This window comes from Epibacterium sp. Ofav1-8 (genome assembly GCF_022348185.1).
GTDB lineage: Bacteria > Pseudomonadota > Alphaproteobacteria > Rhodobacterales > Rhodobacteraceae > Epibacterium.
In genome coordinates this window covers 194,486-219,343 of record NZ_JAKRFD010000001.1, presented here as the reverse complement: position 1 = coordinate 219,343, position 24,858 = coordinate 194,486, and the positions used below count along the sequence as shown (strand labels likewise).

At 64.5% G+C, this 24,858-nt stretch carries 27 protein-coding genes and 1 pseudogene; 12 read left to right on the top strand and 16 right to left on the bottom strand.

Annotation, left to right across the window (positions count from 1 at the left end; genetic code table 11):
• Window positions 1-79 precede the first annotated feature (79 nt).
• The 7 genes from MHM97_RS01035 to MHM97_RS01005 all read left to right on the top strand — a co-directional run bounded on the left by MHM97_RS01035 (window position 80) and on the right by MHM97_RS01005 (window position 4,980).
• A complete protein-coding gene (locus MHM97_RS01035) occupies window positions 80-1,039 on the top strand; it encodes an aspartate carbamoyltransferase catalytic subunit (protein ID WP_239318680.1) in 960 nt (319 codons plus the stop codon).
• Window positions 1,040-1,044: 5 nt separating this feature from the next.
• Window positions 1,045-1,578: a hypothetical protein gene (locus MHM97_RS01030; RefSeq protein WP_239318679.1), complete on the top strand. Its 534-nt coding sequence runs from the start codon at window positions 1,045-1,047 to the stop codon at window positions 1,576-1,578.
• Window positions 1,575-1,751 carry a hypothetical protein gene (locus MHM97_RS01025; RefSeq protein WP_239318678.1) on the top strand — a complete coding sequence of 59 codons (177 nt, stop codon included), beginning with the start codon at window positions 1,575-1,577 and terminating at the stop codon, window positions 1,749-1,751. The genes MHM97_RS01030 and MHM97_RS01025 overlap by 4 nt, the downstream gene beginning before the upstream one ends.
• Window positions 1,751-2,299 (top strand): aspartate carbamoyltransferase catalytic subunit, encoded by a 549-nt coding sequence (locus MHM97_RS01020; protein WP_239318676.1) that lies wholly within the window; start codon window positions 1,751-1,753, stop codon window positions 2,297-2,299. The genes MHM97_RS01025 and MHM97_RS01020 overlap by 1 nt, the downstream gene beginning before the upstream one ends.
• On the top strand, window positions 2,296-3,606 hold the full coding sequence (gene pyrC / locus MHM97_RS01015) for a dihydroorotase (protein WP_239318675.1): 1,311 nt from the start codon (window positions 2,296-2,298) through the stop codon (window positions 3,604-3,606). Before MHM97_RS01020 ends, pyrC begins: the two co-directional genes overlap by 4 nt.
• Window positions 3,606-4,214, top strand: coding sequence for a glycerol-3-phosphate 1-O-acyltransferase PlsY (gene plsY, locus MHM97_RS01010; protein ID WP_370645663.1), 609 nt, complete (start codon window positions 3,606-3,608; stop codon window positions 4,212-4,214). The genes pyrC and plsY overlap by 1 nt, the downstream gene beginning before the upstream one ends.
• Window positions 4,215-4,494: 280 nt before the next feature.
• The gene (locus MHM97_RS01005; RefSeq protein ID WP_239318674.1) at window positions 4,495-4,980 is read left to right on the top strand and encodes a YHS domain-containing (seleno)protein; all 486 of its coding nucleotides are present in this window, start codon (window positions 4,495-4,497) and stop codon (window positions 4,978-4,980) included.
• A gap of 115 nt (window positions 4,981-5,095) precedes the next feature.
• Here the strand turns inward: MHM97_RS01005 and MHM97_RS01000 are convergent, their stop codons facing one another.
• The 5 genes from MHM97_RS01000 to MHM97_RS00980 form a co-directional block, all read right to left on the bottom strand.
• Window positions 5,096-5,350, bottom strand: a complete 255-nt coding sequence (locus MHM97_RS01000) for a hypothetical protein (protein ID WP_239318673.1) — start codon at window positions 5,348-5,350, stop codon at window positions 5,096-5,098.
• A gap of 211 nt (window positions 5,351-5,561) precedes the next feature.
• A complete protein-coding gene (locus tag MHM97_RS00995) occupies window positions 5,562-6,932 on the bottom strand; it encodes a glutamate--cysteine ligase (protein WP_239318672.1) in 1,371 nt (456 codons plus the stop codon).
• A gap of 102 nt (window positions 6,933-7,034) precedes the next feature.
• Window positions 7,035-7,562: a hypothetical protein gene (locus tag MHM97_RS00990; protein ID WP_239318671.1), complete on the bottom strand. Its 528-nt coding sequence runs from the start codon at window positions 7,560-7,562 to the stop codon at window positions 7,035-7,037.
• A complete protein-coding gene (locus tag MHM97_RS00985; protein WP_239318670.1) occupies window positions 7,559-8,428 on the bottom strand; it encodes a GNAT family N-acetyltransferase in 870 nt (289 codons plus the stop codon). Before MHM97_RS00985 ends, MHM97_RS00990 begins: the two co-directional genes overlap by 4 nt.
• The gene (locus MHM97_RS00980; RefSeq protein ID WP_239318667.1) at window positions 8,428-9,159 is read right to left on the bottom strand and encodes a 16S rRNA (uracil(1498)-N(3))-methyltransferase; all 732 of its coding nucleotides are present in this window, start codon (window positions 9,157-9,159) and stop codon (window positions 8,428-8,430) included. Before MHM97_RS00980 ends, MHM97_RS00985 begins: the two co-directional genes overlap by 1 nt.
• Window positions 9,160-9,171: 12 nt before the next feature.
• Here MHM97_RS00980 and ubiA point away from each other — a divergent pair, with 12 nt between their 5' ends.
• From ubiA to MHM97_RS00960, 4 genes are all read left to right on the top strand, one after another.
• Window positions 9,172-10,134: a 4-hydroxybenzoate octaprenyltransferase gene (gene ubiA, locus MHM97_RS00975; RefSeq protein ID WP_239318666.1), complete on the top strand. Its 963-nt coding sequence runs from the start codon at window positions 9,172-9,174 to the stop codon at window positions 10,132-10,134.
• Between the two features lie 81 nt (window positions 10,135-10,215).
• A complete protein-coding gene (locus MHM97_RS00970) occupies window positions 10,216-12,147 on the top strand; it encodes an OmpA family protein (protein ID WP_239319199.1) in 1,932 nt (643 codons plus the stop codon).
• Window positions 12,144-12,464 carry a hypothetical protein gene (locus tag MHM97_RS00965; protein ID WP_239318664.1) on the top strand — a complete coding sequence of 107 codons (321 nt, stop codon included), beginning with the start codon at window positions 12,144-12,146 and terminating at the stop codon, window positions 12,462-12,464. The genes MHM97_RS00970 and MHM97_RS00965 overlap by 4 nt, the downstream gene beginning before the upstream one ends.
• Window positions 12,465-12,863, top strand: a complete 399-nt coding sequence (locus tag MHM97_RS00960) for a DUF4440 domain-containing protein (RefSeq protein ID WP_239318662.1) — start codon at window positions 12,465-12,467, stop codon at window positions 12,861-12,863.
• 42 nt (window positions 12,864-12,905) lie between these two features.
• Here MHM97_RS00960 and fdhA read toward each other — a convergent pair whose 3' ends face one another.
• The 11 genes and pseudogenes from fdhA to MHM97_RS00905 form a co-directional block, all read right to left on the bottom strand.
• A complete protein-coding gene (fdhA, locus tag MHM97_RS00955) occupies window positions 12,906-14,090 on the bottom strand; it encodes a formaldehyde dehydrogenase, glutathione-independent (protein ID WP_239318660.1) in 1,185 nt (394 codons plus the stop codon).
• Window positions 14,091-14,281: 191 nt separating this feature from the next.
• On the bottom strand, window positions 14,282-14,728 hold the full coding sequence (locus MHM97_RS00950) for a molybdenum cofactor biosynthesis protein MoaE (RefSeq protein ID WP_239318658.1): 447 nt from the start codon (window positions 14,726-14,728) through the stop codon (window positions 14,282-14,284).
• A 4-nt stretch (window positions 14,729-14,732) separates the two neighbouring features.
• Window positions 14,733-14,978 carry a molybdopterin converting factor subunit 1 gene (gene moaD, locus MHM97_RS00945; RefSeq protein WP_239318656.1) on the bottom strand — a complete coding sequence of 82 codons (246 nt, stop codon included), beginning with the start codon at window positions 14,976-14,978 and terminating at the stop codon, window positions 14,733-14,735.
• Window positions 14,978-15,649, bottom strand: coding sequence for a CDP-diacylglycerol--glycerol-3-phosphate 3-phosphatidyltransferase (gene pgsA / locus MHM97_RS00940; protein WP_239318655.1), 672 nt, complete (start codon window positions 15,647-15,649; stop codon window positions 14,978-14,980). Before pgsA ends, moaD begins: the two co-directional genes overlap by 1 nt.
• Window positions 15,650-15,783: 134 nt before the next feature.
• Entirely contained in the window at window positions 15,784-17,664 is a 1,881-nt protein-coding gene (gene uvrC / locus MHM97_RS00935; RefSeq protein ID WP_370645662.1) for an excinuclease ABC subunit UvrC, read from the bottom strand.
• 334 nt (window positions 17,665-17,998) lie between these two features.
• Window positions 17,999-18,784, bottom strand: a pseudogene (locus tag MHM97_RS00930) (SDR family oxidoreductase); the annotation flags it as partial.
• 28 nt (window positions 18,785-18,812) lie between these two features.
• On the bottom strand, window positions 18,813-19,757 hold the full coding sequence (locus MHM97_RS00925) for a calcium/sodium antiporter (RefSeq protein WP_239318652.1): 945 nt from the start codon (window positions 19,755-19,757) through the stop codon (window positions 18,813-18,815).
• Between the two features lie 171 nt (window positions 19,758-19,928).
• Entirely contained in the window at window positions 19,929-20,726 is a 798-nt protein-coding gene (locus MHM97_RS00920) for a S49 family peptidase (protein WP_239318651.1), read from the bottom strand.
• A 276-nt stretch (window positions 20,727-21,002) separates the two neighbouring features.
• Window positions 21,003-21,764: an ABC transporter permease gene (locus MHM97_RS00915; RefSeq protein ID WP_239318650.1), complete on the bottom strand. Its 762-nt coding sequence runs from the start codon at window positions 21,762-21,764 to the stop codon at window positions 21,003-21,005.
• Window positions 21,761-22,690, bottom strand: a complete 930-nt coding sequence (locus tag MHM97_RS00910; RefSeq protein WP_239318647.1) for an ABC transporter ATP-binding protein — start codon at window positions 22,688-22,690, stop codon at window positions 21,761-21,763. Before MHM97_RS00910 ends, MHM97_RS00915 begins: the two co-directional genes overlap by 4 nt.
• Before the next feature lie 262 nt (window positions 22,691-22,952).
• Window positions 22,953-23,492, bottom strand: coding sequence for a CoxG family protein (locus MHM97_RS00905; RefSeq protein WP_239318646.1), 540 nt, complete (start codon window positions 23,490-23,492; stop codon window positions 22,953-22,955).
• Between the two features lie 216 nt (window positions 23,493-23,708).
• Between MHM97_RS00905 and MHM97_RS00900 the strand changes: the two genes are divergently transcribed.
• A complete protein-coding gene (locus MHM97_RS00900) occupies window positions 23,709-24,821 on the top strand; it encodes a CaiB/BaiF CoA transferase family protein (protein ID WP_239318645.1) in 1,113 nt (370 codons plus the stop codon).
• Window positions 24,822-24,858 lie beyond the last annotated feature (37 nt).

Below are 24,858 nucleotides of genomic sequence, written 5' to 3'. Positions count from 1 at the left end.
GCCCCCTGCCCCGGCAGCCCACCGCTTGCCCCATGCGTGCCCCCCTCCTATAAGGGCCGAAACAGCGCGGAGTTCGCCCATGCAGCCCCCCTCTTTCGACCAGCCCCATCTCCTCGGGATCGAGCCGCTCCGGCCACATGAGATCACCGCCATTCTGGATCTGGCCGAAGACTATGTGGCGCTGAACCGGCAGACCGAGAAGCATTCCGAGGCGCTGGCGGGCCTCACCCAGATCAACATGTTCTTTGAGAATTCCACCCGCACGCAGGCCAGTTTTGAACTGGCGGGCAAGCGTCTGGGCGCGGATGTGATGAACATGGCGATGCAGGCGTCCTCGATCAAAAAGGGCGAAACCCTGATCGACACCGCCATGACGCTGAACGCCATGCACCCGGATCTGCTGGTGGTGCGCCATCCGCATTCCGGCGCGGTGGATCTGTTGGCGCAAAAGGTGAACTGCGCGGTGCTGAATGCCGGCGATGGACGGCACGAGCATCCGACGCAGGCACTGTTGGATGCGCTGACAATCCGGCGCGCCAAAGGCCGGTTGCACCGGCTGAACATCGCGATTTGCGGCGATGTTACCCACTCGCGGGTGGCCCGGTCGAACCTGATCCTTCTGGGCAAGATGGAGAACCGCATCCGTCTGATCGGCCCGCCCACATTGGTGCCGCAGCAATTCGCGGAGTTTGGCGCCGAAATCTATGACGACATGCGCGAAGGGCTGAAGGACGTCGATGTGGTCATGATGCTGCGCCTGCAAAAGGAGCGCATGGACGGCGGTTTCATCCCCTCGGAACGCGAATATTTCTACCGCTACGGGCTGGATGCCGAAAAGCTGGCGCTGGCCAAGCCCGACGCCATCGTCATGCACCCCGGCCCGATGAATCGCGGCGTGGAGATCGACGGCACCATCGCCGATGACATCAAACGCTCCGTCATTCAGGAGCAGGTTGAAATGGGCGTCGCCGTGCGCATGGCCGCGATGGACCTGCTGGCGCGCAACCTGCGCAGCACCCGTCAGGCCGAGGCATCCTGAGCGCCATGAGTGACGTAATCGAAATCCCCAAGGGTGCCCGCGATCAGGTGCTGGTCTTTGCCCTCGACATGCCGGTGGAGCAGGCGAAATTCCTGCGCGATGAGGATGGCGCGCTGGCGCAAGTATTGGGACTGCCCGCACTGGACATGACGCAAGCGGAGATCTTCCCCGTCGAGGACCTCGAAGGTCTGGGATTGCTGGGGTATCTGCGCGAGGGCATGGGGGTCTCCGAGGCCGATCTTTCCGACCACGGCATGGCGCTGGATGGCCTAGGCGGCTGGGTCCTGGTGCTGCGCGCCCGCGCCTTTGACGGGGCAGAGACCCGGCTGACCCCGGCCAGCAGCCTCATGTTGGTGGCGCGTCTCGGCGAGGTCAAAACCGACTGGTCCGCCCCCGGCGCGATCCGCAGCGACGCGGCCCAGCCGTCCCTGCGCACATCGCCCCGCGACGCCCGCAACCGCGCCCGACGCATCGGGGCGAGCTTGTTTGCGGTGGTGATGCTGCTCATCGGCCTGCTGATCTGGGGTCTTGCCACATGAACGCACCCTGCCGCTCTGACATGTGCAAAAGCCCCGGCCTGCTGACGACGCTTTTCCGCAACGCCCGCCTTATCGCCCCCGCAGCGGGCCGTGGTTTTGCCGGCAACACGCAGCTGACCGGACAGCAGGCCGATCCGGACCACACCGTCGCCACCGTCAGGGGCGCACTGTGATGACGGATGCGCGCGGCTGGGAGGGTCTTCTGGATGCGGAGGAGCACGTCCTGTGGCAGGGGCGCCCCGACCCCGGATTTGTGGTGAGCGGGAACATGATTCCCTTTACCATTTTCGGGCTGATCGTCACCTGCTTCGGAGCCTTCTGGACAGTGGGCGCGATGTCCTTTGGGGTGTTGCTGGGGATCACCGGCCTGTTCCCGCTTGGGGTCGGTTTGTACCTGCTTGGCGCCGGCCTGTTCTGGCCGTCCTTTTCGCGGAGGCGCACCTGGTACAGCCTCACCAACCGCCGCGCATTTATTGCCACGGACCTGCCTTTTGTCGGCCGGAGCTTGCGCTTCTGGGACATCGACAGCGATACCGTGATCGAGTTCGAGGAAGGCAGATACTCTACAATATGGTTCCACGAGGAAACAATTGGTGAGGGCGCAAATTCATATCCCAAACGTACGGGCTTTGAACGGATCAGCAACGGGCGCGAGGTGCTCCGCCTGATGCGACAGGTCCAGGCCGGAGCGGACAGCACCATGGAGACACCGGAAACATGACCACTCTTTTCATCAACGCCCGCCTGATCGACCCTGAGGCCGGAAGCGATGCGCCCGGCAGCCTTCTGGTGCACCGCGGCACGATCCTCGCCCGCTCCGATCAGAGCGACACGGCCGCGCTTCTTGCGGATCACAATCTGCACGCCGACGACGTGCAGGTGATCGACTGCGGCGGCAAATGCCTTGCGCCGGGGATCGTCGACATTGGCGTCAAGGTCTGCGAGCCGGGCGAGCGTCACAAGGAAAGCTATAAATCCGCAGGGCTTGCGGCGGCGGCAGGCGGCGTGACCACCATCGTGACCCGCCCGGACACCTCGCCTTGTATCGACAATCCGGAGACGCTGGAATTCGTCACCCGCCGTGCACAGGCCGACGCCCCCGTCAATGTGTTGCCCATGGCCGCGCTCACCAAGGGACGCGAGGGGCGCGAGATGACCGAGATCGGCTTTTTGCTGGACGCAGGCGCCGTGGCCTTTACCGACTGCGACCACGTGGTCACCAGCACCAAGGTGCTGTCGCGCGCGCTGACCTACGCCAGGAGTTGCGGCGCGCTGGTGATCGCCCATCCGCAAGAGCCGGGCCTGTCGGCGGGCGCGGCTGCAACCTCTGGCAAATTCGCCGCGCTCCGCGGGCTGCCGTCGGTCTCTCCCATGGCGGAGCGGATGGGCCTCGACCGCGACATCGCGCTGCTGGAAATGACCGGTGCCAAATACCACGCGGATCAGATCACCACGGCGCGCGCGCTGCCTGCGCTGGAGCGCGCCAAGGCCAACGGGATCGACATCACCGCTGGCACCTCGATCCACCATCTGACGCTCAATGAGCTGGACGTGGCCGACTATCGCACCTTCTTCAAGGTGAAGCCGCCGCTGCGCTCCGAAGAAGATCGCCTCGCCGTGGTCGAGGCCGTGCGCACGGGTCTGATTGACGTCATCTCCTCGATGCACACGCCGCAGGACGAAGAGAGCAAGCGCCTGCCGTTTGAAGAGGCCGCCGCCGGGGCGGTGGCGCTGGAAACACTGCTGCCGGCGGCGATGCGCCTCTATCATGCAGAGCTTTTGGACCTGCCGACGCTGTTTCGGGCGATGTCGCTGACCCCCGCGACGCGGCTTGGCCTTGCGTCTGGCCGACTGAGCGCAGGCGCGCCTGCGGATCTGGTGCTGTTCGACCCGGACGCACCGCTGGTTCTGGACCGTTTCACACTACAGTCCAAATCGAAGAACACGCCGTTTGACACCCAGCAGATGCAGGGCCGCGTGTTGGCCACTTATGTGGCGGGTGACCCCGTCTATCGGAAGGAAGCCTGATGTTGCCTGCGCTTGAGACCGCCCTGCCGATGCTCCTGATGTGGGGTGTGATCGGCTATCTTCTCGGCTCCATTCCCTTTGGCATGGTGATCACTCGGGCCTTTGGTCTGGGTAACCTGCGCGAAATCGGATCGGGCAATATCGGCACCACCAATGTGCTGCGCACCGGAAGCAAAACCGCCGCGGCAGCGACGCTCCTGCTGGATGGCGGCAAGGGCGCGGCGGCGGTGCTGCTGGCGCGTGCTCTGGCGGGCGAGGATGCGGCGCAGCTGGCCGGGCTGTTGGCCTTTGTCGGGCATTGCTTCCCGGTCTGGCTGGGGTTCAAGGGCGGCAAGGGTGTTGCAACGTTCCTCGGCCTCCTGCTGGCCATCGCCTGGCCGGTGGGCATCGCCTGCTGCCTGACGTGGCTTGCACTGGCGCTGCTGCGGCGGATTTCGTCGCTGGCGGCGCTCTGTGCGGCTGTGGCGGCCCCGATCTGGTGTCTGGCCCTGGGGTACCCGTCGACCGTTGCGCTTTCGATCACCCTGACGCTGGTGATCCTGTGGCGCCACAAGGACAACATCGCGCGACTGCTGGCGGGGACCGAGCCAAAGATCGGCCAGAAGTAACCCCGCCCTGCATATACACCGATGATTTCCAAAGCCCTGCCCTCATCGGCGGGGCTTTTCACATTGCGCTCACGGGATTGTTTTGCCGCGGATACGCAGGCTCTGTTTGCGCCTGTGCACACACAAATTGAGTTGTTTTGCATGTGATCAGACCGCTCCCCAGATCGTCGGTGTGGCGGCACTGACCCGTCCAACTCACGCAGGATTTCGAGCACCTGTCACATTCAACCCCTCCCCCCGGGCGCAGCGTGGCCCCGGACAGATCAAAAGGTTCAAACCGATGACCAAGACAAAATCCCTGACCAAATCCCTCTTCGGCGGTCTCGCCTTCTCCGTGGCGCTGGCAACCTCCGCATTTGCGGCGGGCGTCGATGTGAACGCCTCCTCCACCGGCCTTGCGATGCAGGGGTTCGACCCGGTTGCCTATTTCACCGAAGGTGAGGCCAACAAGGGCAGCTACAAGCTGACCGCGACGCATGACGAGGCGACCTACTGGTTCGCGTCCGAGGAAAACAAAGCCCTGTTCGAAGCGAACCCGGAGGCCTATGTGCCGGCCTATGGCGGCTACTGCGCGTTCGGCGCGGCGATGGGTTTCAAATTCGATGGCGACCCGCATCAGTGGAAGATCGTTGACGACGTGCTGTACCTGAACCTCTCCAAGGACATTCAGGAACGCTGGGTCACCGACATCCCGGGCTACATCGAAAAAGCGGACGTGAACTGGGAAGATATCGAAGACGCGGATCCGGCGGAGCTGCTTCAGTAAGGCTGCCCGCGCCACTCACGGCACCATAGCAACGGACAACGCAAAACGGGCGGCAGGTGTATCCTGCCGCCCGTTCTTTGCACGCTGACACCGGAGGGAACGGTGAACAGGGTGCTTATTTCGCGGCGAGGCGCTCCACCGCTTCGGCGGTGCGCTTGGTGTTGTTGTAGATCCCCAGCGCCAGATAGAGCGAGCCGCCGATCAGGATCACGTAGAGCGAGCCGCCAATCAGCACCAGAAGCGCCGGCAGAAGACCGCCACCCATCGGTTCCACCAACGCAAAGACCGCGCCGATGGCCACGCCGATCAGCAGCAGCACCACGACGACGCCAACAAGTTTTTCGAATGCAGAGATAAAGAAATTGCCCATATGAACACCTTTTGGGAACGAGAGATCGAGCGCTCTCTTAAGGGGCTGCCTTGCGTCTCACAAGAAGCGGGTTAGGGGGAAAAACACCCCCGATGCCTCACCACGCAAACCGAGGTCTCGGCGCGCCGCCAGACCATCATGGGCATGAAAAAAGGGGCGTCTCGGCGGCGCCCCTTTCTTGCATTCTTCAACCTGTGCGCGGTGCCGGGTCTCAGTAGCTGTAGTCGGCGTAGATCTGTGTCAGATCGCCATTCCAGTCGCCATTGTAGCGCTCCAGCAGTTCGTCGGCAGGCACCTTGCCGCTTTCGACGCTTTCCTTCAGCGCGTTGAGGAAATGGGTCTCGTCCGGCACCAGCCCGCCCGCGCCTTGCCGCCCACGCGCCTGCAATCCGGCCTCGGCAATGCGCAGCACCTCCCGAGCGAGGTCATGCATCTTGATGGAGCCCACCTCGGCCTGCAATCCCTTGACCGCGGCCTCAACCCGCAGGCTCTCGCGGGTTTCCGCATCCCAGCCCTTGACCAGATCCCAGGCCGCGTCCAATGCGGTCTGATCATACATCAGACCGACCCAGATCGCCGGCAAGGCGCACAGACGCCGCCACGGACCACCGTCGGCACCGCGCATTTCCATGTATTTCTTGATCCGTGCTTCCGGGAAGGCGGTCGTCAGATGATCCGCCCAGTCGCTCAGCGTCGGTGTCTCGCCCGGCAGCGCCGGCAGCTCGCCCTTGAGGAAATCGCGGAAGGACTGGCCCAAAGCGTCGATATATTTGCCATCGCGGTAGACAAAATACATCGGCACATCGAGCGCATAATCCGCGTAACGCTCAAACCCCATGCCCTCTTCAAACACAAAGGGCAGCATGCCGGTGCGGGCGTCGTCCAGATGCCGCCAGATGTGGCTGCGCCAGGATTTCAGCCCATTGGGCTTGCCCTCAAAGAAGGGTGAATTGGCAAACAGCGCCGTCGCCACCGGCTGCAAGGCCAGAGCCACGCGCAGCTTCTGCACCATGTCGGCTTCGGAGGCGAAATCGAGGTTCACCTGCACGGTGCAGGTGCGCCGCATCATCGCCCGCCCCATGGTGCCGACGCGCTCCATGTAGTCGTTCATCAGCGTGTAACGCCCCTTGGGCATCAAGGGCATTTCTTCGTGCTGCCAGATCGGCGCCGCGCCAAGACCGATAAAGCCAACTCCGATCTCGTCGGCGATGTCCTTCACTTCGCGCAGGTGGGTGTTCACCTCGTCGCAGGTCTCGTGGATGGTCTCCAGCGGCGCCCCCGACAGCTCCAGCGCGCCGCCGGGCTCCAGGCTGACGTTCGCCATATCCTTGGTGAGGCCGATCAGCTTGCCCCCCTCGGTGACCGGGTCCCAGCCGTGGCGATCCCGCAACCCTTCGAGCACGGCCCGAATCGAGCGCGTTCCCTCATAGGGCAACGGCTTCAGCGTATCCTTGCAGTAGCCGAACTTTTCATGCTCGGTGCCGATGCGCCAATCGTCGCGCGGCTTGCAGCCCGCCTCCATATAGGCAGCCAGCTGCGCATGGCTTTCGATCGGTCCGCCACCGGACTGGGGAATGGACATGGGTAGGCCCCCTTCGTAGGTCGCCGCCAAGGGCAGGCGTGGCATTTCTGACAAAGGGCACGGGGCCCGGGGTTAAAGTGGTGATGCGAAATCGCGCCAGTGTCAATGCAGCCGATGCAGGCTGCGCGGCTCTGGTGATCGCTGCCATATCACGACTTGATGAGGACCTTTGTGATGCAGTTCACTCAGCATGCGTTCTGTCTTCAACCCCGGCAGGCTGGCAAAGACATCAAACAGGGCCTCTGCCCCGGCGGCGGTCACCGGGATGGCCAGCGGCGGCTGGCCGGGCTGCTCCAGCACCCAATGCGAGGGCCGCGCCGTATGGTCGAGCCGCACCGTCTCGATCTCGGAACGCGCCACGGCACCGCCGGTGAGCGGCCCGAAATAGCTGATCTGGCCTTCGGTCACCTGCACCACCCCCGGCCCGTCCGAGCCACGGCGGAACCGCATTCGCTGTGCCCCGACAACCCCGAGCACCACCGCCAGTGTGACGCAGGCCCAGCCGGTGATCTGGGTGACGCCGACACCCACCAGCGCCCAGCGCAACCCAAGCGCCAGCAACAGCAAGGCGCCCAGGATTTCGCGCCAGCGCCACAGCACGGCGCGGGCTTCGGGTCGAATAAAGCTCATTCCGTCACCTCCCTCGGCACCCCGCCGATACGCGCAGGTTGCGCAAAAAGAACCAGGGCAAACGTCCCGGCGGGACGAAAACCGATGGCGCGATAGGCCCGCGCCGCATCCGCGCTGGCGGCAAAGAGCACCGCCCGCCGCGCGCCGCGGGCGCGACATTCGGCCATGTGCCGACCGACGACGCGGCGCGCGTAGCCCCGCCCGCGCAGGTCCGGCGGCGTATAGACCCCGCCCACCTGGACCGTATCTTCATATGTGGTGTTGTAACCGCTCATCGCCACCGGAACGCCATCGACCAGCAGCACCCGGTGACTGTCGCGGGCGATGAACTGATCAATATCCTGCGGCCCCTTGATACGCGCCGCCTCGGGCGGGGCCTGCACGGCTTCGATCTCATAGGCGATACGCCAGGCGTCCATCAGCGCACGCGGCGCATCGCGCACGGACATCAGCTCTTCCCCCGGGCGCATCTCCACCGTCAGATCGTCAAGATCGAGCAGGAACCCCGGATCATCGCTGTCCAGCTGGCACGGATGACCGCCAAGATCATTGGCCGCAACAAAGCCACGCACCTGCGGTGCATCACCGAGCACGCCGTGGATCTCGTGGCCGGAGAGCAGCTCTCCCGCGGCGCGCCAATCCGCAGCGCGCGCCGCGGGCATTTGCATCAACACCGTGCCACGATTTGTGACGCCAAAGACCCCGTCGCCCCGCGCCTGCACCCAAAGGGTCAGCCCGTTGGGGTGATCCGAGCCCAGCCCATGCAGGCTGAGGTTTTCCAACAGGAACATCGAGCTCTGGATATGGGCATCCAGAAACGGCAGGACGCGCGCCACATCCGCGTCGGTTGCCGCACGCCAGACCATCACCAGTCCCCTAAGGTATGTTGCCAGAGGGTCATGGCCGCCACCGCCGCCGTATCGGCGCGCAGGATGCGCGGGCCGAGGCTCACGACATGGGCCTGCGGCATCGCGTGCAGGCGTGTGCGTTCCGCATCGGAAAACCCGCCCTCCGGACCGATGAGGATCGCCCAGGGACCCGCCGCCGCGTCGCCCGCGGCGCTGTCCAGGAACAGCTGCTGTCCCACCTTGGCCTCGTCACAGAACATCAGCTGCCGCTCGGCGGGCCACTGATCCAGCAGGGCGGAGAGCTTTTGCAACGCTGTCACCTCGGGCACATAGGTGCCGCCGCATTGCTCGGCCGCCTCCACCGCATGCGCTTGCAGCCGGTCCTGACGGATGCGCTCGGAATTGGTGAACTCCGTCCCCACCGGCAGGATACGCGCAGCCCCCATCTCGGCGGCCTTCTCGACGATGAAATCGGTGCGCGCCTTCTTGATCGGGGCAAAGATCAGCCAGAGGTCCGGCGGCAGCTGCAAGGGCCTGGACTGCTCCGCACAGGTCAGCACGCCACCGCGCTTGCCAGCCTCGACCACCTCCGCCTGCCATTCCCCGTCGCGCCCGTTGAACAGCGCCACCCGCGCGCCAACAGCCAGCCGCATCACCCCAAACAGGTAATGCGCCTGGTCGCGGTCCAGAGGAACCGTTTGCCCTGCCCCCAAGGGGTGATCTACATACAGTCTGACTTTAGCATTCATGGGGTCCTACATATGCAAGGCCAGTCGCCAACACCAGATGGACAAGTCGCCGATGCGGTAAAAGGCAATTGGGTGGACATCTACGCCCCCGCCTGGACCCGGCCCTACCTGCGGCTGAGCCGCGCCGACCGCCCGATCGGCACCTGGCTGCTGCTGCTGCCCTGCTGGTGGGGGCTCGCTCTGGCAATGATCGCGGGGCAGAATCCACGCTGGGAGGATCTGTGGATCTTTGTCGGCTGCGGGCTGGGCGCCTGGCTGATGCGCGGGGCGGGGTGCACCTGGAACGACATCACCGACCGCAAAATCGACGGCGGGGTGGAGCGCACACGATCGCGCCCGATCCCCTCCGGTCAGGTCACGGTCAAGGGCGCGCTGGCATGGATGGCGCTGCAATCGCTGATCGCGTTTTGCATCCTGCTGACCTTCAATCAGGCCGCCGTCGCCATGGGCATCCTGGCGCTGTTCCCGGTGGCGATCTACCCCTTTGCCAAACGGTTCACCTGGTGGCCGCAGATCTTCCTCGGCCTGGCCTTCAACTGGGGCGCGATGCTGGCCTGGGTTGCCCATACCGGCTGGCTGGAGTGGCCGGCGATCGTTCTCTACCTCGCGGGCATGGCCTGGACGCTGTTCTACGACACCATCTACGCCCATCAGGACACCGAGGATGACGCGCTGATCGGGGTGAAATCCACCGCCCGCCTGTTTGCGGACCGCTCGCCGGTCTGGCTGCGCCGGTTCATCGTCGCCACCGTCTGCCTGATGGCGCTGGCGATCATCATGGCGGTGCAGCCGACGGCCTCGATCCTTGCCCTTGCGCTGTCACTCTGCGCGCCCTGGGCGATGGGCTGGCACATGACCTGGCAATTGCGCGCCTTTGACGCGGACAATAATGACCGGCTGCTGTCGCTGTTTCGGCTCAACCGCGACACCGGCTTGATTCCGCTCATCTTCCTCGGGCTGGCGCTGTTTGCCTGAATGTCGCGCCCCGCGTGATTGATCCGCGACGCCCCCGCTTGTAAGACCAATGACACCCAAACTGCCGGAATGCCTGACCTCATGCGTCTTTCTTCGCTCCTGATCCCCACCGCGACCTTTGCCGGGGCTGCCGGCCTCAGCCTGGTGGTGGCCGGGTTTGCGGCCACGGCACTGGAAACCAACTCCGAGATCGTGGTCCGCCGGACCCTGGACGAGGCCGGGTTTTCCTGGGCGGAAGTGGTGGCCGACGGCCTGCGGGTGGAGCTGTCGGGCGAGGCCCCGGACGAAGCCAAGCGCTTTGCCGCAATTTCGCGCGTCGGCGCCGTGGTGGATGCCGCGCGCATCATCGACCAGATGCAGGTCACCCCCTCGGAAGGCATCGCGCCGCCGCGCTTTTCCACCGAAATCCTGCGCAATGACGCGGGCATTTCCATCATCGGCCTGATCCCCGCCGCCAGCGACCACGCGGCCCTGTTGCGCAAACTCGGCGCGATCCGGGGCACACCGGAGGTGACCGATTTTGTGGAAACCGCAGACCACCCCGTGCCCAAGGGCTGGTCGGATGCGATCGATTATGCGCTGCGGGCTCTGGCGCTGCTGCCCCGGACCAAGATCTCCGTCGAGGCCGGTGCCGTCAGCATCACCGCGATCGCCGACAGCCCCGAGGCCAAGGAGCAGCTGGAGAACCAGTTGAACCGGATGCTGCCGCCCACGGTGCATGTGAGCCTGGACATTGCAGCCCCCCGACCGGTGATCTCGCCCTTCACCCTGCGCTATGTGCTGAGCGAAGAGGGCGGCCGGTTTGATGCCTGCTCTGCCGAAAGCGAGGAGAGCCGTGCCCGCATCCTGCGCGCCGCCGAGGATGCGCAGTTGCGCAGGCAGGCGGATTGCACCATCGGTCTGGGCGTGCCCTCGGCAAACTGGGCCCGCGCGGTCGAGGTCGGGCTCGACGCGCTTCAGGAACTGGGCAAGGGATCAATCACCTTCTCCAACGGGGACGTGACACTGGTGGCGGCCCAGAACACGCCGCAGGCGCGTTTTGACCATGTGGTGGGCGAACTGGAAAACGCGCTGCCGCAGGTGTTTGTCCTGCATGCGGTGCTGCCGGAACCCGAAGAACAGAACCCCGATATCAGACCGGAATTCACTGCCACCCTCAGCCCCGAGGGGCAGGTGCAGCTGCGCGGCCGGCTGAGTGACAACGCCCAGCGGCGCACCGTGGACAGCTACGCCAAGGCCCGCTTTGGCAGCGATGCGGTCCACCTCGCCACCCGCAATGCGCCGGACCTGCCCGGCGTCTGGCCGATCCGCGTGCTGGCGGCGCTGGATGCGCTGGCGCAGCTGGAACGCGGATCGGTCACGGTGACGCCGGACTTGGTTTCCGTGCGCGGCATGAGCCACGTCGAAAACGCCAGCGCCGAGGTGGCGCGGATGCTGTCGGACAAGCTGGGCGAGGCCGAAGACTACGATCTGGACATCACCTATGAGGCGCCGCCCGAACCCGAAGACCAGCTGATGGCGCCGGCGCTCTGCGAGGCGGAACTGGCCGCCATTCAGCGTGCGGACAAGATCGCCTTTGAACCCGGGTCGGCCACAGTTGCTGCCGACAGCGCCCGGGTGATCGACAAGATCGCCAAGCTGCTGCGGCAATGCGGCGAAATCCCGCTAGAGATTCAGGGACATACCGATAGCCAGGGGCGCGAGGAGATGAACCAGAACCTCAGCCAGGCGCGGGCGCAGTCGGTGCTGAATGCACTGCGGGCGCGGCGCATCCTGACCGGCAGCTTCGTCGCCAAGGGCTATGGCGAATCCAACCCCATCGCGACCAATGACACCGAAGAGGGCCGCGAGGCCAACCGCCGCATCGAATTCCGCCTGATCGAAAGCGAATTGCCGCAGGAGGAAACGGACGGCGCGGATGGCGACACCGCCGCCCCGGATACGGACACGGAAGAGCCCGCCGCAGACGCCGCCACGGAGGCGGAAACCGAAGAGGACACCGACGGACAATGAGCAGAACAGAGTTCATCCTCACCACAGCGATCATCCTCTTTGTCGCCTTTGCGATGGGATGGTTTGCCAATTGGCTGGTGCATCGCTTCACCCGCGTGCGCCAGAGCGATGTGGCCGACCTGGACCGCATGAGCCAGGAACTGCACGAGGCCGAGGAGACGCGCGATCAGGCGATCACCTACCTGCAACAGCGCGAGGCGGAACTGACCAACCAGCTCAGCCAGACCGAAGCGGAACTGCGCGCTGCCATGGATGGCCTGCGCGAAGCCCGGCATGAAACCGAAGAACTGCGCAGCCAGCTGCGCGGCATGGGCTGAGTGACCGCGCCGCCGCCTCTGCCGTCTGATGCCGATCTCCTGCGCGCGCTGACGACCTGCGAGCGTCAGGTCTGGGAGGCGCTGGTGCACGGCGACCAATCCGCGGATGCCGCGCTGTTGTGCGACAGTTTCCTCGGTGTCTATGCCGATGGCTTTGCAAACAAGGCCGACCACACCGGCCAGCTGCAACAGGGGCCGACCGTTCAGACCTACCAGCTGGATCAGATGCAGGCCCGCCCGCTTGGCCCGGAACATGCGCTGCTCAGCTATCGCGCGACCTTTCTGCGCGTCGGACGGGACACAAGCGACGTCATGTTCGTCAGCTCGATCTGGCAGCGCCACGGCCCGGGCTGGCGGAACATCTTCAGCCAGGACACATCCGCTCTGCCTGCCGGGTAGATCCGGCCCGACACGAGATCAGGCCGGACCGGGAGTTGGGGTTCACGCCGCCAGCATGCCGTGGGGGTCCAGCACGAATTTCTGCGCCACGCCCTTGTCGAAGCTGGCATAGCCCTTGGCCGCATCCTCCAGCGGGATAATCGTCGCATTGACGATATCCGCGATCGGCAACCGTTCGTGCAGGATCGCCTGCATCAGCTGCCGGTTGTACTTCAGCACCGGCGTCTGCCCGGTGTGGAAGCTTTGCGCCTTTGCCCAACCCAGCCCGAACCGCATCGACAGGCTGCCCTGTTTGGCCGCCGCATCCACGGCGCCGGGGTCTTCGGTGACATAGAGGCCCGGAATGCCGATCGAGCCGGCCACCCGGGTGATCTCCATCATCTGGTTGAGCACGATCGCCGGTTGTTCGCCACCGGCATGACCGCGCGCCTCGAAGCCGACCGCATCAATGGCCGCATCGACTTCAGGCGTGCCGATGATCTCGGCGATCAACTCGCCAAGGTTGTCCCCCTTGCTCAGATCCACCGGTTCAAACCCGACCCGGGCGGCATGCTCCAGACGCTCGGCGTTGAAGTCCCCGATCAGAACCACCGCCGCGCCGAGAATGCGGGCCGAGGCCGCCGCCGCCAGACCAACCGGACCGGCCCCCGCCACATAGACCACCGATCCGACACCCACACCGGCCTGCATGGCTCCGTGAAAGCCGGTGGGCAGGATGTCGGACAACATGGTGAGGTCGCGGATCTTCGACAGTGCCTGATCCTTGTCGGGGAATTTCAGCAGGTTGAAGTCGGCATAGGGGATGGTCACGTAATGAGCCTGACCACCGATCCAACCGCCCATGTCGACATAGCCATAGGCCCCGCCCGCGCGCTCCGGATTGACGGTGAGGCAGACGCCAGTGTCCTGGGATCGGCAACAGCGGCACCGCCCGCAGGCCACATTGAACGGCACCGAGACCAGATCGCCGACCGCAAGCATCTCCACGTCGCGCCCGACCTCGATCACCTCGCCGGTGATCTCATGACCAAGCACCAGACCGGCCTCGGCGGTGGTACGCCCGCGCACCATGTGCTGATCCGAGCCGCAGATATTGGTGGAGACCACCTTCAGGATCACCCCGTGTTCGATGCGGCGCCCGTCCGGGGCTTCGAGCTTTGCATCGGCGATATTCTGGACTTCGACCTCGTTCGGGCCGAGGTATACGACGCCTCGATTGCTGGTCATGATCTAATCTCCTCCTCAAATGTGTCGCACCGCGCGCCACCTCCCGCGTCGAGAGGTGGTCCGGCATACACGTGCACGCTAGGCAAAGATCAGGAGGTCAGGTGGCGCATATGCGACACTCTATGCGAGCGCATGGACACGCAAGAACAACTATAAGATGTATTTCGGAACAGGCAGCGGGGCCGATGGGGTTACCAGCGGTCGAGCGCGTCCTCATCCGCATCCTTGGCCGCCACCCACTCCGCTGCGCCGTCCTTGAGGATTTCCTTCTTCCAGAACGGGGCGCGAGATTTCAGATAGTCCATCAGGAATTCCGCCGCTTCGAAGGCGGCGACCCGATGGCGCGCGGCGGTGGCCACCATCATGATCTGATCCCCGGGGGCAAGGCGCCCATGCCGGTGGATCACCAGAACATCGGCAAGCTCCCACCGGGACACGGCCTCGCTGGCAATCTGCGTCAGTGCCTTTTCGGTCATGCCGGGATAATGCTCGATCTCCATCACCGACATGGCGCCGCTGTCAGACTCGCGCACCACGCCGGTAAAGGTCACAACCGCCCCCGCCCCGCTGGCCGCGGAGGCAAAGGCATCGGCCTCGGCTGCAAAGGCAAACGGCGCTTCCTGGACCAGAACCCGCATCGGTTCACCCCCCGGTCATCGGCGGGAAAAAGGCCACCTCGCGCACGCCCGCAAGCGGCGCATCGAATTCCGCCAGCTCCTGATCGAGCGCGACCCGCAGCGCCGAGAGATCGGCAAAGGCCGCCGCATAGCGCGGCTCGCGCTCCTTCAATTCCTCGACCAGCTCTGCCACCGTCACCGCCGAGGTTTCCACCTGTTCCTTGGCGACACCGATGCGTTCGCGCACCCAGGCAAAATACAGAACATCCATCAGCGCGTCTCCTTCAGGTAGGGCAAGGCCTTCTTGAGGTAGTCAAACCCGGTGATCAGCGTCAACGCCGCCGCAATCCACAGCAGCCACAGGCCGATGCGACCGGACCAGACCATCCCCTCGAAATAGAACCGCAGCCCCTGCGTGTCCTCCACCGCCCCAGAAAGCACATCCTGCACCATCTGGCGATCCATGCCAAAGCCGCCCATGCCGAGGTGATGCTCAAAAATACCCTGCGAAAACAATGTCGCGATCGCGATCATCTGGGCCGTGGTCTTCCACTTCGCCAGTTTGGTGACCTTCAGCGTGCCCGCCGTATCGCCAAGGAACTCGCGCAGGCCGGAGACAAAGACCTCGCGGAACAGGATCACCGTGGCCGGCAGCACCAGCCAGGCGGTCCAGTGCGAGGCCGCATAGCCGACGAGGATCATCAGCGCGATCACCACCATCGCCTTGTCGGCGATCGGGTCGAGCATCGCGCCCATCTTGGTTTCCTGCTTCCAGCTGCGTGCCAGATAGCCATCGAACCAATCCGTCACCGCGGCACCGACAAACAGGATCAGCGCAAACCAATCCGCATGCGGGCGCGAGAAGAACAGGAACATCACTGCCAGCGCCGGCGCCGCCAGCAACCGCAGGACTGTGAGGACATTGGGTAAATTCCAGATCATGAGCGCATACCTACAGGCTGCCGCGCGGGTCGGGAAGGGTCAATTCGTCCCGGACCGCCACTTGGGCCTTCACCTTTTGCCAAATACCTCGGGGAGTTTGAGGGGCAGCGCCCCTCATGCCGGAACCGGTTGCCTCAGCGGTCCTGAAAATAGTTGTAGATCGTCTCGGCCAACGCATCCGAGACGCCCTCCACTGCCTTCAGATCCGACAGGTTGGCGCGGCTCACCGCCTTGGCGCTGCCGAAATGGGTCAACAGGGCTTTTTTCCGCCGCGCCCCGACGCCGGGGATGTCATCCAGCGGGTTGGCCGCCATGGATTTGGCCCGTTTGGCGCGATGGGTGCCGATGGCAAACCGGTGCGCCTCGTCCCGCATGCGCTGGATGAAATACAGCACCGGATCGTTGCGTTGCAGGGCAAAGACCGCGGCACCGGGGCGATAGAACTCCTCCTTGCCGAGGTCGCGATCAACCCCCTTGGCGACGCCGACCATCGGTATATCCGCAACCCCGTGCTCTTCCATGATCTCCGCCACGGCCGACACCTGCCCGGCCCCGCCGTCGATCAGCAACAGATCGGGCCACATGCCCTTGTCCCGATCCGGGTCTTCCTTGAGCAGGCGCGAGAAGCGACGGTTCAACACCTCCTTCATCATGCCGAAGTCATCGCCCGGCACCAGGTCCTCGCCCTTGATGTTGAACTTGCGATAGGCGTTTTTCATAAACCCTTCGGGCCCCATCACGATCATGCCGCCCACCGCATTGGTGCCCTGGATGTGGGAGTTGTCATAGACCTCGATCCGCTGCGGCGGCCCCTCCAGGCCAAAGGCCTCGGCGATGCCGCGCAGCAGTTTCGCCTGCGTCGCGCTCTCGGCCATGCGACGGGCGAGGCTTTCGCGGGCGTTGCGCACGGCGCTGGCCACCAGTTCCGTCTTTTCGCCGCGCTGTGGCACCAGGATCTCCACCTTGCGCCCGGCCTTGTCGCCCAGCGCCTCGCTCATCAGGTCGACGTTCTCGATATCATCGGACAGGATCAGCTGACGCGGCACTTCCTTGTTGTCGTAGAACTGGCCGATAAAGGCCTCCATCACTTCAGCGGGCGACATGTCTTCGGACACCCGCGGATAGAAGTCCTGGTTGCCCCAGTTCTGATTGGCCCGGATAAAGAACACCTGCACGCAGGCCTGCCCTGCCTCCAGATGCAAGCCGATCACATCCGCCTCGGTGACACCGCGCGGATTGATGCCCTGGGCCGATTGCACCTGCGTCAGCGCCTTGATCCGGTCCCGCAGCGCCGCCGCGCGTTCGAATTCCATCGCCTCCGACGCCGCCATCATCTGGGCGCCCAGCTCCTCCTGGATCTTGGTGGAGCGCCCCGACAGGAACCGTTCGGCGTCGCGCACGCTTTCGGCATAGTCCTCGCGCGAGATCAGCCCGACGCAGGGCCCCGAACAGCGTTTGATCTGATATTGCAGGCACGGACGTGAGCGGGTTTCGAACATGCTGTCCGAGCAATTCCGCAGCAAGAACGCCTTTTGCAGCTGGTTGAGCGTCCGGTTCACGGCACCGGCGCTGGCAAAGGGGCCGAAATAGCTGCCCTTCTCCTTGCGCGCGCCGCGATGTTTCTTGATCTGCGGATAGTCGTGGGTCTTGCCGACCAGAATATTGGGAAAGCTTTTGTCGTCGCGCAGCAGCACATTGTATTTCGGCTTCAGCTGCTTGATGAGGTTCTGCTCCAGCAGCAGCGCCTCGGTCTCTGTCCGCGTGGTCAGGAACATCATCGACGCGGTCTGCGAGATCATCTTCTCGATGCGTGGGGTATGGCCGGGACGGGAATAATTCGACACCCGGGCACGCAGGTTGCGGGCCTTGCCGACGTAGAGCACACGGCTCTCGGCATCCAGCATGCGATAGACCCCGGGCGATGAATCGAGCGTCCGCAGATAGGCCTGGATCACACCATAGCCGGTGTGCGGAAGGTCGGTCGGACCGGACGATTCTGCGCTGGGATCACTCATGCTGTCTGACATATGATTCTGGCGTCTCCGCTGCAATCTTCCGGCGGTGAATTCAAGCTGTGATGAATCCACCATTCTTGTGGATAACTACGCGGGTAACTTTTGGGTAGCCGGGATTTTCCCTTTATATCTGGCGGTTTCGCTCAATTGCCTAAAATTTAAGCGAATTCTCAAGGTGTTGATTTTGAATGATATTTTTTCACCCTAGATCCAAATCCTTGATAACACTCGTGTTTTTGTAACGCTTAGGTAAACGGTTTGTGACTCGTGCATAAGTCAAGGCATCACGGCCCGAATTGTACATTGGCGACACAGGTTTACCACAGGTGCAGGGCTACTCCGGAAGCGCGGTATCCGGGGTGTTCCAGGCCAGATGCTGCCCCCCGTCCACACAGATCAATTGCCCGGTCACGGCCGGGGCGCTGACCAGGTATCGCAGCGCGGCGACAATCTCCTGCGTCCCGGCACCACGCTGCAACGGGGTGCTGGCGCGCTGTGCCGCAAAATCCGCTGCGGTCTGGCGCGGGCCCTGCAAGGTCGGCCCCGGCCCGATCGCATTGACACGGATCTGCGGCGCCAGCGCCTGCGCGGCGGTCTGGGTCAGGGTCCACAAGGCGGATTTCGCCAGCGTGTAGCTCATGAACTGCGGGGTCAGCTTGCGGACCCGCTGGTCAATCATGTTGATCACCACAGCCCCGGAAAGAGGCTCTCCGGCGGTGTCCCGCCGTGGGGGCAGCGCCTGCGCCGCCAGCGCCTGCAACAACAGCACCGGCGCGCGCAGGTTGCTCTGCATGTGGCGATCCCAGCTGTCGCGCGTCACCGTTTCCAGGCTGTCCTCTTCGAATATCGAGGCATTGTTGACCAGGCAGGTGATCGGCCCGCCCAGCGCATCTGCGGCGCGTGGCAACAGCCTCGATGTCTCCGCGTCCTGCAGCAGATCTGCTTGCAGGGCAACGGCCCGACGTCCGGTGTGCCGAATGGCGGCAACCGTCTCGGCCGCCGCCGCCTCGGAGCTGGCGTAGTGGACCGCGACGTCATAGCCGTCTTCCGCAAGGGCCAGCGCCATTGCGCGGCCCAGGCGCTTGCCCGCTCCGGTAACCAATGCCCGCATGTTCCGCTCTCCTCGTGCCTGTGGCTTTCACCACGATCTAGAGCAGCATCCAGACGTAGGCCACATAAAGTAGCGTCAGAAGCACGCCCCACAGGCGGGTGATGTCCTGACGGAAGAACACGAAGGGAATGATGATCAGCGATGCGCCCAGCATCACCCAGAGGTCAAAGCGCAGGAACTCCGGATCGACCGAGATCGGCCCGACAAAGGTCGCCAGCCCGATGATCGCGAGCAGGTTGAACATGTTCGACCCGATCACATTGCCCAGCGCCACATCCGCCTGGCGGCGCAATGCCGCCATCAACGTGGTCGCCAGTTCCGGCAGGGAGGTGCCCAGCGCCACCAGCGTCAGGCCGATCACCGTCTCGGAAAGGCCATACATGCGGGCGATGATGGTGGCGTTCTCCACCAGCAGCTCTGCCCCCAGCGGCAACCCCACGAGGCCCAGCACCAGATAGATCCCGATGCGCCAATAGGGCATGTCCGGGTCGGCTTCCTCGATTTCTTCCAGGTCATCGGCCTCGCCGGCAGCGCGGTGCGCCTTGGCCTCGCGAAAGGCGGTGAACAGCACCCCGGACAGCGCCACCAGCAGCACCACGCCCGAGATCCAGGTAAAGGTGCCGCAGAAGGCAAGCGCGATGAACAGCAGCGAGGCCGCGATCATGAAGAGGTAGTTCTTGCGGGTGTTGCACTCGCTGGTGTGCAGGGCCCGCAGCATGGCCGGCAAGCCGAGAACCAGCAGGATATTGGCGGTGTTGGATCCCACCACATTGCCCAGCGCGATACCGTCGGCGTTTTCGTGCACGGCCTGCACCGCGATCAGCAGCTCCGGCGCCGAAGTGCCGAATGCAACGATGGTCAGGCTGACAATCAGGGCCGGAATGCCGATCCGCAGCGACAGGTTCACCGCCCCCCGCACCAGCGCATCCCCCGCCAGCAACAGGATCACCAGACCAAGCGCAGAAAACAGCCAGGGCATCATGTCTTGGGACCTCCTTGTCCACAGGCACAGGGCCCCTTGCCGATCCTGAAACGTCCGCAGGACCGGCAGCGGGCCGAATTGAGTTTCTTTTGTCCCGGGAAACGCAACCGTCCGAACATGGCAAGCACGGCCATGGCCACCAGAAACAGGGAGACGATCTTCAAAATCACGTCAAAGGCCAAAACGCGCGAACTGCGCACGCTCCACGACCGCAGCCAGGGCATCCTCGGCCAGCGACAGGCCAAACCGGCTCAGGAACGGCTTCTTGATCCCATAGCGCCGCAGGCGGAGTTTCTTGCCAAACCGCGCTTCCAGGACCGGCTTCAGATGGCCGATCCCGTCGATGAGGCCCAGCGCCTCGGCCCGACGCGCCAGCCAGATCTCGCCGGTAAAGAGGTTCTCCTCATCCGACAGCTTCGGCCCCCGGCGCTCGGTGACGTGATCGATGAAATTGGCGTGGATGTCGTTCAGCAGCACCTTCAGGCGCGCCACATCCTCTTCGTTTTCCGGGCGGAAGGGGTCCAGCATGCTCTTGCTCTCCCCCGCCGTATGCACGCGGCGCTCCAGCCCCTGGCGCGCCAGGAACACATGCGCCCCGAACCCGGCGGAAATGACCCCGATCGAGCCCACGACGGAACTGGCATCGGCAAAGATCTCATCCGCCGCCGCCGCCAGCCAGTAGCCTCCGGACGCGGCCACATCCTCGACAAAGGCGATGACGGGCACATCATGCTCTTCGGAGAGACGGCGAATGCGGGCGCCGATCAGCGCGCTCTGCACCGGGCTGCCGCCGGGCGAATTGATCTCCAGCGCCACCGCCTTGGGCTTGCCGCGCTTGAAGGCCCGTTCCAGCACAGGCGCCAGCGAGGAGTCGTTGAGACTGCCTCGCCCGGCCATCCCGATGGCTCCGGACAGGCGCACAACCGCCACCGTGGGTGGCCGCTTGAGAAAGGGCAATCGAACAGTCATGGCGCCGATGTAGAATGCCCACCTGCCGGAAACAAGGTATCGGCCGAGAGGAATTCCGGCGATGTTACGTTTCGCGGCCGGTGCCGGGTAAAAATGCAACGTATCCCATGCGGTTCTGCCCGGCAGCGCCCTGTGCCACGGCACGCTGTGGCAGCCGGGATGAGGCCGGACGCAACCGCGCCGCCCCCTCTTTGGAGGGGGCGGCGCCGGGCCCAACGGGCGGGGGGGCATTTCAATGCAACCACGCCGGGCGGGAGCCTCCCCCGCCCTGCCGGCTCAGGACCGCAGGCGCCAGCCGGTGCGGAAGATCCAGCCGATCACAAAGAGGCACAGGCCGGTAAACAGCGCGATCGCCAGGAGGCTCATCGCCACCGGCACATCCGCGGTGCCAAAGAAAGACCAGCGGAACCCGGAAATCAGGTAGACCACCGGATTGAACAGGGTGATGGTCTGCCAGACCGGCGGCAACATCGAGATCGAATAGAACGAGCCCCCCAGAAAGATCAGCGGCGTCACGATCAACAGCGGCACCAGTTGCAGCTGTTCGAAATTCTTCGCCCAGATCCCGATGATGAACCCAAGGAGCGCAAAGCTCACGCAGGTCAGCACCAGGAACAGGATCATCGCCAGCGGATGCTGGATGGTGATATCGACAAACAGATGCGCCGTGGCCAGGATCACCACGCCGATGAACAGCGCCTTGGTGGCCGCCGCCCCGACATAGCCCAGCACGATCTCCAGAAAGTTCACCGGCGCCGACAGGAGCTCGTAGACAGTGCCTATGAACTTGGGAAAGTAGATCCCGAAAGACGCATTGGAGATGCCCTGCGTGATCACGCTCAGCATGATCAGCCCCGGCACGATGAAAGCGCCATAGGACACCCCCTCGACCTGATCGATCCGGCTGCCGATGGCCGCGCCGAAGACCACGAAATAAAGTGACGTGGAAAGCACCGGCGACAGGAAGCTCTGGGCCAGAGTGCGAAAGAACCGCGCCATTTCAAATTGATAGATCGCTGCAACAGCTGTCCAGTTCATGCGTTCTCTCCCGATACAAGACCGACAAAAATGTCTTCGAGGCTGGATTGCCGGGTGGCCACATCCGACAGCACCAGCCCCGCCGCCGCCACATCGTTCAGCAATGCGGTGATGCCGGTGCGCTCGGCCTTGACGTCGTAGGTGTAGACCAGCGACCGGCCATCTTCGCCCAGCCGCAGGTCGTGGTCCGCCAGCGCCGCCGGCACGGCGCTGATCGGGTCGGTCAGGATCACCTGCAATTCCTTCTTGCCCATGCGGGCCATCAGATCGGCCTTTTCCTCCACCAGCAGAATTTCCCCGCCGGCGATGACACCGACGCGGTCGGCCATCGCCTCCGCTTCCTCGATGTAGTGGGTGGTCAGGATGATGGTGACGCCGCTCTCGCGCAGCTCCCGCACCACGTCCCACATGTCCTTGCGCAACTCCACGTCGACGCCGGCGGTGGGCTCGTCCAGGAACAGCACCCGCGGCTCATGGCTCAGCGCCTTGGCGATCAGAACCCGGCGCTTCATCCCGCCGGAGAGCTCCTTGATCTGGCTGGTCCGCTTGTCCCAGAGCGACAGCTTCTTGAGGATGTCTTCGATCAGCGCATCGTAGCGGGGTTTGCCAAACAGGCCGCGCGAAAACCGGACCGAGTTCATCACGGTTTCAAACGGCTCCAGGTTGATCTCCTGCGGCACCAGCCCGATCATCGCCCGCGCGGCGCGATAGTCGTGCTCGATACAGTGCCCGCCAACAGTGACCGCGCCCGACGTCGCGGTGGTAATGCCGCAGATGGTGGAAATCAGGGTGGTCTTGCCGGCGCCGTTTGGCCCCAGCAGCGCGAGGATCTCGCCCTCCTCGATTTCCAGGTTCACGCCCTTCAGCGCCTCGAAACCGCCTGCATAGGATTTGCGCAGGTCGGAAATGGACAGGATGGTGCTCATACGGCCTCCGGTTCGGATCTGGCCCGGATCAGGGCTGTCGGTGAGATGAAGATGAACAGGACTGTTCAGGAATTGTGTTAGGGGTAACGGCCCCGTGAACAAACGGCCACCCCCAATCGCCGCGCAAGCGCTTGTGCATGCACGCAGCCTTGAACTGTTCCCCAGGCGTTCCTTTGGGGGCGGTGGGAGCGCCGCGGTCTGCCCCCGGGCACGCCCCCCGTTGGCAGCGCCCTCCCCGTGCCGGTGTCACCCTCTGGCGGCATCACCCGTTATCGGCGTCACCCGACCCGCCGAGCATCTTGCGGAACCAGCCCTTCTGCGTGCCCTCAGCCTCCGCAGCCTCGGCATCATCCTCGGGGGCCTCCGGCGCAAGCGCATTTTGCAGATTGGTAAAGAACTGATCGGCCATCTTCTTGGCAAACCCGTCGATGATACGGCTGCCCAGCTGGGCCAGCTTGCCGCCGACCTTGGCATCCACGTCATAGGACAGGAGCGTGCCGGTCTCGCTGGCGGCGAGCGTTACCTCGGCGCCGCCCTTGGCAAAGCCCGCAGCGCCGCCCTTGCCCTCGCCGGTGATGGTCAGCTTTTCGCCGGGGACCAGATCCGAGAGCGTAACGGTTCCGGTAAAGGTCGCCTTCACCGGCCCCACCTTCTGGGTCACCTTCGCCTCGAACCCCTCCTCGGCAGAGCCGGTCACCTCCTGCGCGCCGGGCACGCAGGCTTTCAGCACCTCCGGGCTCAGCAGGGCCGCATACACGGTTGCGGGATCGGCCGCGATTTCCTTCTGGTCACTCATTTGCATGGCGTCTCTCCCCTGGCTTCGGGCCCGTGGCCCGCATGGCGTGTCCGCCTCCACCTAGCCGGAATTGCGCCCCGCTGCCAAGGAGGATGATACGCCGTGACACGCCTGCGCCCATGCAACACAACGTGGCGTCACGGATCGGCGCGCGGATTGACAGCCGCGGCGCCACCCTGCCCGAATGAGATCGACATCCACCCGCCGCCAGAGAGGGCCGATATGCTCACCGGGATCCGCATCATCGAAATCGAAGCCCTCGGCCCCGCCCCCTTTGCCGGTATGATGCTGGCCGATCTGGGCGCCGAGGTCATTTGCATCCATCGCAAAGGCGGCACCGCGACCCCCGGCCTGCCGGAGCACTCGATCCTGGATCGCGGCAAGAAATCCATCGCCCTCGATCTGAAGGACCCTGAGGACGTCGGGATTGCGCACCAGCTGATTGCAACGGCGGACGGGCTGATCGAAGGGTTTCGCCCCGGCGTGATGGAACGTCTGGGGCTTGGCCCGGACGAGATGCAGGCGCGCAACCCGGGGCTGGTCTATGGCCGCATGACGGGGTGGGGTCAGGACAGTCCCCGCGCCGCCCGGGCCGGGCATGACCTCAACTATATCGCCCTGTCGGGGGCGCTCTGGCCCGCCTCGGCGCCCGGCGATGTTCCCCTGCCGCCAGCGACGCTTGTCGGCGACATCGGGGGCGGCGCGCTCTACCTGGTCGCAGGGCTGCTGACCGGCCTCCTGCGCGCCGCACGAACCGGTGTGGGCACCGTGGTCGATGCGGCGATCTACGATGGCTCGGCGCATATGATGAACCTGCTGATGGCGCTGCGCCAGGCCGGCGGGTTTGGCGAGACGCGCGGGCACAACCTGCTGGACGGCCCGCATTGGAGCCGGACCTACCTGTGCCGGGGCGGCGGGCATATCGCCGTACAGTGCCTGGAGCCCAAGTTCTACAGGATCTTCCTCGAGACGCTGGGTCTCTCGGAGGACCCGGAGTTCACGCGCCAGTTCGACAGATCGCTCTGGCCGGAACTGACCGCCCGCCTCGCCGGGCGCTTTGCCGAACACAGCCGCGACCACTGGGCCGCACTGTTCGAGGGCAGCGATGCCTGCGTCACGCCGGTGCTGTCCCCGGCCGAAGCCGCAGCCGATCCCATGAACACCCGCAAGACGTGGATCAGCCGCAATGGCGATCTGCAAGCCGCCCCCGCGCCCCGATTTGATGGCAAAACCCAGCCCGTGGGCACACGCCCGCGCCGCGACGGCAACCGGACGGAAATCCTCGCCGCCCTCGCTGCGTCAGCGACGCACAAGACGGACCCCGAAGGCGCGTGAGGCGCAAGCTCCGGGCAGGCCGAGCCGCCGTTGCCCG

What these genes read in the sequence shown, in the direction of transcription:
- MHM97_RS01035 (WP_239318680.1), top strand. Translation starts at nt 80, where the DNA reads ATGCAGCCCCCCTCTTTCGACCAGCCCCATCTCCTCGGGATCGAGCCG.
- MHM97_RS01030 (WP_239318679.1), top strand. Translation starts at nt 1,045, where the DNA reads ATGAGTGACGTAATCGAAATCCCCAAGGGTGCCCGCGATCAGGTGCTG.
- MHM97_RS01025 (WP_239318678.1), top strand. Translation starts at nt 1,575, where the DNA reads ATGAACGCACCCTGCCGCTCTGACATGTGCAAAAGCCCCGGCCTGCTG.
- MHM97_RS01020 (WP_239318676.1), top strand. Translation starts at nt 1,751, where the DNA reads ATGACGGATGCGCGCGGCTGGGAGGGTCTTCTGGATGCGGAGGAGCAC.
- pyrC (WP_239318675.1), top strand. Translation starts at nt 2,296, where the DNA reads ATGACCACTCTTTTCATCAACGCCCGCCTGATCGACCCTGAGGCCGGA.
- plsY (WP_370645663.1), top strand. Translation starts at nt 3,606, where the DNA reads ATGTTGCCTGCGCTTGAGACCGCCCTGCCGATGCTCCTGATGTGGGGT.
- MHM97_RS01005 (WP_239318674.1), top strand. Translation starts at nt 4,495, where the DNA reads ATGACCAAGACAAAATCCCTGACCAAATCCCTCTTCGGCGGTCTCGCC.
- MHM97_RS01000 (WP_239318673.1), bottom strand. Translation starts at nt 5,350, where the DNA reads ATGGGCAATTTCTTTATCTCTGCATTCGAAAAACTTGTTGGCGTCGTC.
- MHM97_RS00995 (WP_239318672.1), bottom strand. Translation starts at nt 6,932, where the DNA reads ATGTCCATTCCCCAGTCCGGTGGCGGACCGATCGAAAGCCATGCGCAG.
- MHM97_RS00990 (WP_239318671.1), bottom strand. Translation starts at nt 7,562, where the DNA reads ATGAGCTTTATTCGACCCGAAGCCCGCGCCGTGCTGTGGCGCTGGCGC.
- MHM97_RS00985 (WP_239318670.1), bottom strand. Translation starts at nt 8,428, where the DNA reads ATGGTCTGGCGTGCGGCAACCGACGCGGATGTGGCGCGCGTCCTGCCG.
- MHM97_RS00980 (WP_239318667.1), bottom strand. Translation starts at nt 9,159, where the DNA reads ATGAATGCTAAAGTCAGACTGTATGTAGATCACCCCTTGGGGGCAGGG.
- ubiA (WP_239318666.1), top strand. Translation starts at nt 9,172, where the DNA reads ATGCAAGGCCAGTCGCCAACACCAGATGGACAAGTCGCCGATGCGGTA.
- MHM97_RS00970 (WP_239319199.1), top strand. Translation starts at nt 10,216, where the DNA reads ATGCGTCTTTCTTCGCTCCTGATCCCCACCGCGACCTTTGCCGGGGCT.
- MHM97_RS00965 (WP_239318664.1), top strand. Translation starts at nt 12,144, where the DNA reads ATGAGCAGAACAGAGTTCATCCTCACCACAGCGATCATCCTCTTTGTC.
- fdhA (WP_239318660.1), bottom strand. Translation starts at nt 14,090, where the DNA reads ATGACCAGCAATCGAGGCGTCGTATACCTCGGCCCGAACGAGGTCGAA.
- MHM97_RS00950 (WP_239318658.1), bottom strand. Translation starts at nt 14,728, where the DNA reads ATGCGGGTTCTGGTCCAGGAAGCGCCGTTTGCCTTTGCAGCCGAGGCC.
- moaD (WP_239318656.1), bottom strand. Translation starts at nt 14,978, where the DNA reads ATGGATGTTCTGTATTTTGCCTGGGTGCGCGAACGCATCGGTGTCGCC.
- pgsA (WP_239318655.1), bottom strand. Translation starts at nt 15,649, where the DNA reads ATGATCTGGAATTTACCCAATGTCCTCACAGTCCTGCGGTTGCTGGCG.
- uvrC (WP_370645662.1), bottom strand. Translation starts at nt 17,664, where the DNA reads ATGAGTGATCCCAGCGCAGAATCGTCCGGTCCGACCGACCTTCCGCAC.
- MHM97_RS00925 (WP_239318652.1), bottom strand. Translation starts at nt 19,757, where the DNA reads ATGATGCCCTGGCTGTTTTCTGCGCTTGGTCTGGTGATCCTGTTGCTG.
- MHM97_RS00920 (WP_239318651.1), bottom strand. Translation starts at nt 20,726, where the DNA reads ATGACTGTTCGATTGCCCTTTCTCAAGCGGCCACCCACGGTGGCGGTT.
- MHM97_RS00915 (WP_239318650.1), bottom strand. Translation starts at nt 21,764, where the DNA reads ATGAACTGGACAGCTGTTGCAGCGATCTATCAATTTGAAATGGCGCGG.
- MHM97_RS00910 (WP_239318647.1), bottom strand. Translation starts at nt 22,690, where the DNA reads ATGAGCACCATCCTGTCCATTTCCGACCTGCGCAAATCCTATGCAGGC.
- MHM97_RS00905 (WP_239318646.1), bottom strand. Translation starts at nt 23,492, where the DNA reads ATGCAAATGAGTGACCAGAAGGAAATCGCGGCCGATCCCGCAACCGTG.
- MHM97_RS00900 (WP_239318645.1), top strand. Translation starts at nt 23,709, where the DNA reads ATGCTCACCGGGATCCGCATCATCGAAATCGAAGCCCTCGGCCCCGCC.